Origin of the sequence: Paraburkholderia sp., assembly GCF_036488795.1 — a bacterium.
GTDB lineage: Bacteria > Pseudomonadota > Gammaproteobacteria > Burkholderiales > Burkholderiaceae > Paraburkholderia.
The window spans coordinates 22,278-28,540 of the sequence record NZ_DASXHA010000089.1 but is presented as its reverse complement, the minus strand read 5'-3'; the positions used below and the strand labels follow the sequence as shown (position 1 = coordinate 28,540).

5 protein-coding genes and 1 pseudogene are annotated in these 6,263 nt (G+C 64.2%); 2 read left to right on the top strand and 4 right to left on the bottom strand.

Annotated elements, in window-relative coordinates; all coding sequences use genetic code 11:
* The 3 genes and pseudogenes from VGH41_RS11930 to VGH41_RS11920 form a co-directional block, all read right to left on the bottom strand.
* Positions 1-224: pseudogene (locus VGH41_RS11930) on the bottom strand (triphosphoribosyl-dephospho-CoA synthase MdcB); the annotation flags it as partial.
* Positions 225-226: 2 nt separating this feature from the next.
* Positions 227-1,906, bottom strand: a complete 1,680-nt coding sequence (gene mdcA / locus VGH41_RS11925) for a malonate decarboxylase subunit alpha (protein WP_331597634.1) — start codon at positions 1,904-1,906, stop codon at positions 227-229.
* 8 nt (positions 1,907-1,914) lie between these two features.
* Complete coding sequence (locus VGH41_RS11920; RefSeq protein ID WP_331597633.1) at positions 1,915-2,691, bottom strand: GntR family transcriptional regulator; 777 nt, start codon at positions 2,689-2,691, stop codon at positions 1,915-1,917.
* A gap of 199 nt (positions 2,692-2,890) precedes the next feature.
* Between VGH41_RS11920 and VGH41_RS11915 the strand changes: the two genes are divergently transcribed.
* On the top strand, positions 2,891-4,189 hold the full coding sequence (locus VGH41_RS11915; protein ID WP_331597632.1) for an MFS transporter: 1,299 nt from the start codon (positions 2,891-2,893) through the stop codon (positions 4,187-4,189).
* 136 nt (positions 4,190-4,325) lie between these two features.
* Here VGH41_RS11915 and VGH41_RS11910 read toward each other — a convergent pair whose 3' ends face one another.
* Entirely contained in the window at positions 4,326-5,246 is a 921-nt protein-coding gene (locus tag VGH41_RS11910) for a DMT family transporter (protein ID WP_331597631.1), read from the bottom strand.
* A gap of 102 nt (positions 5,247-5,348) precedes the next feature.
* On the opposite strand from VGH41_RS11910, the gene VGH41_RS11905 reads away from it, so the two are divergent.
* Positions 5,349-6,242: a LysR family transcriptional regulator gene (locus VGH41_RS11905; protein WP_331597630.1), complete on the top strand. Its 894-nt coding sequence runs from the start codon at positions 5,349-5,351 to the stop codon at positions 6,240-6,242.
* Positions 6,243-6,263: the final 21 nt, after the last annotated feature.

Sequence of the window (6,263 nt, the reverse complement as noted above, 5' to 3'; positions counted from 1 at the left end):
CGGTGCGCGCCGCTGCCGCGCTGATCCACCAGCGCAGGTTTCGGCGTGAGCAGCGCTTCCTCGATCAGCGCCGTGACGGCGAGGCGTGCGAGCCACGTGTCCGTCGCGTCGGCTTCAACCCGCGAGGGGCGCGCAGCGGGCCACCCCGGCGACACAGGCAACCCACACGAACTTTTGCCTGGGATTCGCACAGCGGCTGCCGTCGTGAGCGCGGGCGCGGCCATCGTTACCAGCTCCGGAAGCGGGCAGGCGGTGTGTACAGGCCGCCTGACCATGTGACCAGATCGTCGATGCTGCGCGCGGCCAGCAGCGAGCGCTTCGCTTCGCCGCGACGGATGCCGAGATCCTCGGGGTAGGCGACGATGCCACGGCGGCGCAGCTCAGCCGTCTTCTCAGGCTTCGCACGCAAACCGATCGGCGTCACGCCCGCCACGGCCGCGACGGCCGCGCGACGTTCCTCGATGCCCTCGGCTTTATGCAGATGCGCGATGCCTTCCTCGGTCACGACATGGCTGACGTCGTCGCCATAGATCATCACCGGCGCGATCGGCATGCCGCTTTTGGCACCGACGGCAACCGCATCGAGTTCGTCGACGAAGGTGGGCTCGCCGCCTTTCTTGTAGGTCTCGGCCAGTTGCACGACCAGCTTGTGGCCACGCGATACCGGACCCTGATCCTTGAGCAGTTTGAGCCACGCTTCGCTCGCATGACGACGCCCGCGCGGATCATGACCCATGTTCGGCGCGCCGCCGAAGCCGGCGAGCCGGCCGCGCGTGACCGTCGATGAATTGGCGTCCGCATCGATCTGCAGCGTCGCCCCGATGAACAGATCCACGCCATACTGGCCGGCCAGCTGGCACAACACCCGGTTCGAACGCAGGCTGCCGTCGCGCCCGGTAAAGAAGATGTCGGGGCGTGCTTCGATGTATTTCTCCATGCCCACTTCGCTGCCGAAACAGTGGATGCTCTCGACCCAGCCGGATTCGATGGCGGGAATCAGCGTCGGGTGCGGATTGAGCGTCCAGTTGCGGCAGATCTTGCCTTTCAGGCCGAGCGCTTCGCCGTAGGTCGGCAGAAGCAGTTCGATCGCCGCCGTATCGAAACCGATGCCGTGATTGAGCGACGTGATTCCATACGGTTCGTAGATGCCGCGAATCACCATCATCGCGGTCAACACCTGCAGATCGCCGATATGGCGCGGGTCGCGCGTGAACAGCGGCTCGACGGCAAATGGCCGGTCGGCCTGCACGACCACGTCGATCCACGAGCCGGGAATATCCACACGCGGCAGTTCATCGACGATTTCGTTGACCTGCACGATCACGATGCCATGCCGGAACGCGGCGGCCTCCGCAATGGTCGGCGTGTCTTCGGTATTCGCTCCGGTGTAAAGATTGCCGTGACGGTCCGCTTTCTCCGCGCAGATCAGCGCGACCTGTGGGGTCAGGTCGACGAACATGCGGGCATACAACTCGACGTAGGTGTAGATCGAGCCGATCTCGAGCTGCCCGTCTTCGAGCAGTTGCGCGACGCGCAGGCTCTGCGGCCCGGCGAACGCGAAATCTACCTTGTGCGCAATGCCGCGCTCGAACAGCGTCAGATGTTCAGGGCGTCCAATGCTCGAAATCAGCAGATGCACGTCGTGGATTTTCTGCGGGTCGACCTTGGCGAACGAGCGCGACAGAAAGTCGGCCTGCTTCTGGTTGTTGCCTTCCAAAGCGACGCGGTCGCCAGGACGAATGAGCGTTTCGAGCGCATCGACGATGCGCGCGGTGGGCAGCACGCCGTCTTCGATCCACGGCGCGATGGCAGCGAGCCGCCGTGCCTTCTCGTCGCGCAAGGTGGTCCAGGAACGCGCCGCCGGAGCAGTCGCGGCATGCGGTGAGATTTCGGCTCGTGAAGTCATTGACTCAGTCAGCTCCCGGTAGGTGTGCGTGCGCGCCGCGTGCGCGGCTTGTGAAGTTTCGCCTGCGCGGCTTCCGCCTGCGCGCGTTCGGTCAGGAAACGATAAAGCAGCTCGCCGCTGCCAAGCAGATGCTCGGCGACCAGCGTGCGTGCGGTGGCAATATCGCGACGGCGCACTGCATCGAGCAGCGCGGTGTGTTCATGATCTGACTCGTCCTTGTAGATGGGCAAGCCGAACTTGAGCCGCAGATAGCGCTCGCCGCGGCGATGCAGCGTCGTAATCATGTCTGCCAGTTGCGGCCGCGCGGCGGGCGCGTACAGGCTCATATGAAAGGCTTCGTTACGCGCGACGTAGAGCGACGGATCCAGCTCAGCCTCCGCGGCGTGGCACAGCGCTTCGGACTCGCGCAACGTTTCGCCGGTGTGCAGCGGGATGGCGAGGCCAATCGCAAGACTTTCGAGCGCCGAACGGATTTCGTAGATTTCGCGCGCTTCTTCTGCCGACAGCGGCGCGACCGTGGCCCCCTTGTGCACCTCGACCTTCGCCCACCCTTCGCTTTCCAGCTGGCGCAACGCCTCACGCACCGGAATGGCGCTGACCGAGAAGTGACGGGCAATGGCGTCTTGCCGCAAAGGCGCGCCGGGGGCAAGCGTGCCTGCGACGATTGCCGAGCGCAGCGCGTCCGCGATCACGCGCGACGTGCTCGCCCGCGGCGTGGCCGCGACAGGCAGGAAGGGCGCGCGGGGTGCGCCGTCCAGGGGAAAACCATCTGTTGCATCGCTCATGGGTTCAAATATTATATACAAAATGGCGCGTCGGGCAGAGGGCAAACCCGGGGTCTGATTCAACGGAGAAGATCCGGGACCGCTTCCTGCGCGCCTCAAGTCTTTCAGCAGAAATGCCGAAAGGGCTGATGTATTAGCCGCATGCACGCAGTCTCGTTATTCAGCATAGGCATTCCAACCGTAGGGCCGGAGGAGCAAGATGAATTCGATCACGGACCGCGCGCATGTAGCGCGGAAACGCACGCCGTTAAACCGCTCGCAGATTGCAGGTTTCTGGGGCGCCTGGGCGGGCTGGACGCTGGACGGGATGGATTCGTTCATCTACGCACTCGTCCTCACACCCGCATTGACCGAGCTGCTGCCGCGCTCGGGCTATGCGGCGACACCCGCCAACGTCGGGCTGGCCGGCTCGATTCTCTTCGCGCTGTTTCTGATCGGCTGGGGGCTGTCGTTTATCTGGGGTCCGCTCGCCGATCGCTTCGGCCGCACCAAGGTGCTGGCCGGCACCATCTTCACGTTCGCCATTTTTACGGGCCTTTCGGCGACCTCGCATAACGTCTGGGAACTGGCCATTTACCGGTTTATCGCCGGGGTGGGGATCGGCGGCGAATGGGCGCTCGCCGGTACCTATGTGGCTGAAGCCTGGCCGGAAGACCGTCGCAAGATGGGCGCGGGTTATCTGCAGACGGGCTATTACGCCGGCTTCTTTCTGGCTGCGGCGCTCAACTACACGATCGGCGTTCATTACGGCTGGCGCGCCATGTTCCTGACGGGCGCGGTGCCGGTCGTCGTCGCGATTCTGATTTTGCTGCGCGTGAAAGAGCCGGAAAAGTGGCAGAAGACGGAGGGGCAGGCCGTCCGCAACAAGCCGCTGCGCGAGATTCTCGGCCCTGTGTACCGGCGCCGTACATGGGTGGCGTGCGCGCTGCTGACCATCGCGATCATCGGCTTGTGGGCTGGCGCGGTGTATGAGCCGTCCGCGGTGATCCAGCTGGCGACGCGCGCCGGCATGGCCAAGCCGGATGCCATCAAGACCGCTTCGATCGCGACGGGCTTGCTGTCCATTTCGACAGTGCTCGGATGTCTTGCACTGCCGCCGCTGGCTGAGCGGCTTGGCCGCAAGAAGACCCTGGCGATTTACTTCGCCGGAATGGCGGTGGCGATTGTCGGCAGCTTCGGCTGGTCGTTCTATATGCCGAACGGGCTGGTGCCGTTCATCGCGTGGCTCTGCGTACTGGGCTTTTTCGGCGGCAATTTCGCGTTGTTCAGTTTGTGGCTGCCCGAGCAGTTCGAAACCCGCGTGCGGGCCACGGCGTTTGCGTTCTGCACCTCGTTCGGGCGCTTCGTCGGGGCTGGCGTGAACTTCCTGCTGGGCGCGGCCGTGCTGAACATGCATACGCTCGGCGTACCGGTTGCGCTGACCGCGCTGGCGTTCGTCGTCGGGTTGTTCATCATTCCGTTTGCGCCGGAGACGAAGGGCGAAGTGTTGCCGCAGTAAGCTTCGCGTTACACCAGGCTGGCTGGATTAGCCGCGACGGCCGGATGGTATCCGGCCGTCACGCGCAATAGGCTTCGTTCTGGAGCGGGCGGTGGGTTCCCGTACTTGCGGGTCCGCTCCGGGGTCCGCTTCCGTGTCACTCGACCGGACGCCGCGCCGGGTCGCCACGCCGCACCATCGACACCAGCGGCCATCCCAGATTCACCCCCAGGCTCGCAATCACAATCAGCGCCACACCCGCCAATTGCGGTGCCGATAGCGCGCGTCCATACACCACCGCGTCCACCAGGATCGCCGTCACCGGATAAACGAACAGCAGCACTGCGATGACCGGCGTGGTGAGTTTCGGCAACGCGCCGTAGATCAGCACGTACGACAGTCCGGTATGCAGCACGCCCATACCCACGAGCCAAAACCATTGCGCCGGCGCGATGTGCACGGCGGTGAGCGGCGCCACGAACGGCAGGCACACTACGCCGACCAGACACTGGGCGAGCGTCAGCAGATGCGGGCGCAACTGGCCGAGGCTCTTCGCAATCAGTGTGACGCTCGCATACAGCACCGAGCCGGCGAGCGCCTCGCCCACGCCGAACAGGTAGCTGGCGTGTCCCTGCAGATTCCCGGCCGTCGCCACGCCCGAGGCGAGCACGAGTCCTGCAAACGCCGTCGCAATCCAGCCGAGCCGGTCGCCGCCCAGAGGTTCCTTGAACAGCGCTGCGCCGATCAGCACGACCCAGAACGGCTGCACATGGAACACGACGGTCGCGACCGCGATGCCCGTGCGATGAATTGCATCGAAGAACCAGACCCACTGCGTGACGATCAGCACGCCGGTCAGCAGCGCCAGCGCAACCATCCGGCGCGTGAACTGTTGAGTTCTGAAGAAGCCTTTCCACGCGCAATAAGCGGCGAGCGCCAGGAACCCGAATAGGCAGCGGAAGAACACCAGCGTCATTGCGTCGAGACGGGCTTCCTCGACGAAGATGCCGATGGTACCCATCAGCAATCCGCCGCTGGCGAGTGTGATAGCGCCTTGTTGGCGCGAGGTGAAAGACATGTGAAACGGCTCCGTAACATCCATGCACGCGAGTATCGAAGACTTGCGGGATGGTGACAAACGAATAAAATTGAGAAGTTCAATAAGTCAGGCTTATAAATCATGCATCCGGAATTCGATGTGGATCTGCTGCGCACCTTCGTCGCGGTCGTCGAAACGGGCAGTTTTACCAAGGCGGCGACGCTGGTGCATCGTTCGCAGGCAGCTGTCAGCATGCAGATCAAGCGGCTCGAAAGCATGCTCGGCACGACGCTGTTTGCCCGCACCACGCGCAATCTGTCGCTGACGCGACCAGGCAATACGCTGCTCGAATACGCGCGGCGCGTGATCGACCTGCATGAGGAGGCGTGGTCGGCGATCGTGCGGCCCGAGGTGACCGGGCGGGTCGTGCTGGGCGCGCCGGATGACTACGTGTCGTCGCTGCTGTCGCCCGTCTTGCGGCGCTTTTCGAAGCTGTATCCGCATGTGGAGATCGAAATCGTCTGCGCGCAAAGTACGGCGCTCGCTCCAATGCTCGCGGACAACAAGATCGACCTCGCCTTCGTCACGCGTGATCGCAAGCTGCGCGGCGATTTCGTGCGCAGCGAACCGATGGTGTGGGTGGGGGCATCGGAGGACACGCCGGTGCTGGCGGTTTCGCCGTTGCCGGTCGGCCTTTACGAGCCCGGATGCGTCGCGCGTTCCAATACGCTCGCCGCGCTCGACGGCGCGCGCATCCGGTACCGTGCGGCGTATAGCAGCGCCAGTTTGCTCGGCCTCGTGGCGACGGTGGATGCAGGTTTAGCGGTGATCGCGCTGACGCACTGCAGCGTGCCGACGCGCCTTGCTATTCTCGGTGAAGCGCAGGGTTTGCCGAAGATCGAGCCGCTCGAAATCGTGGTGGCGCGTAGCGCCAAATCCGACCGGCCCACTTGCGATTACCTCGCTGCGCAGATGATTCAGGATCTGTCGGTGCGGGCGCAGGTGCGCGGCGCATCGGCGGCCGCATCGGCTTGAGTGGACCTGAGGTACGCGGCT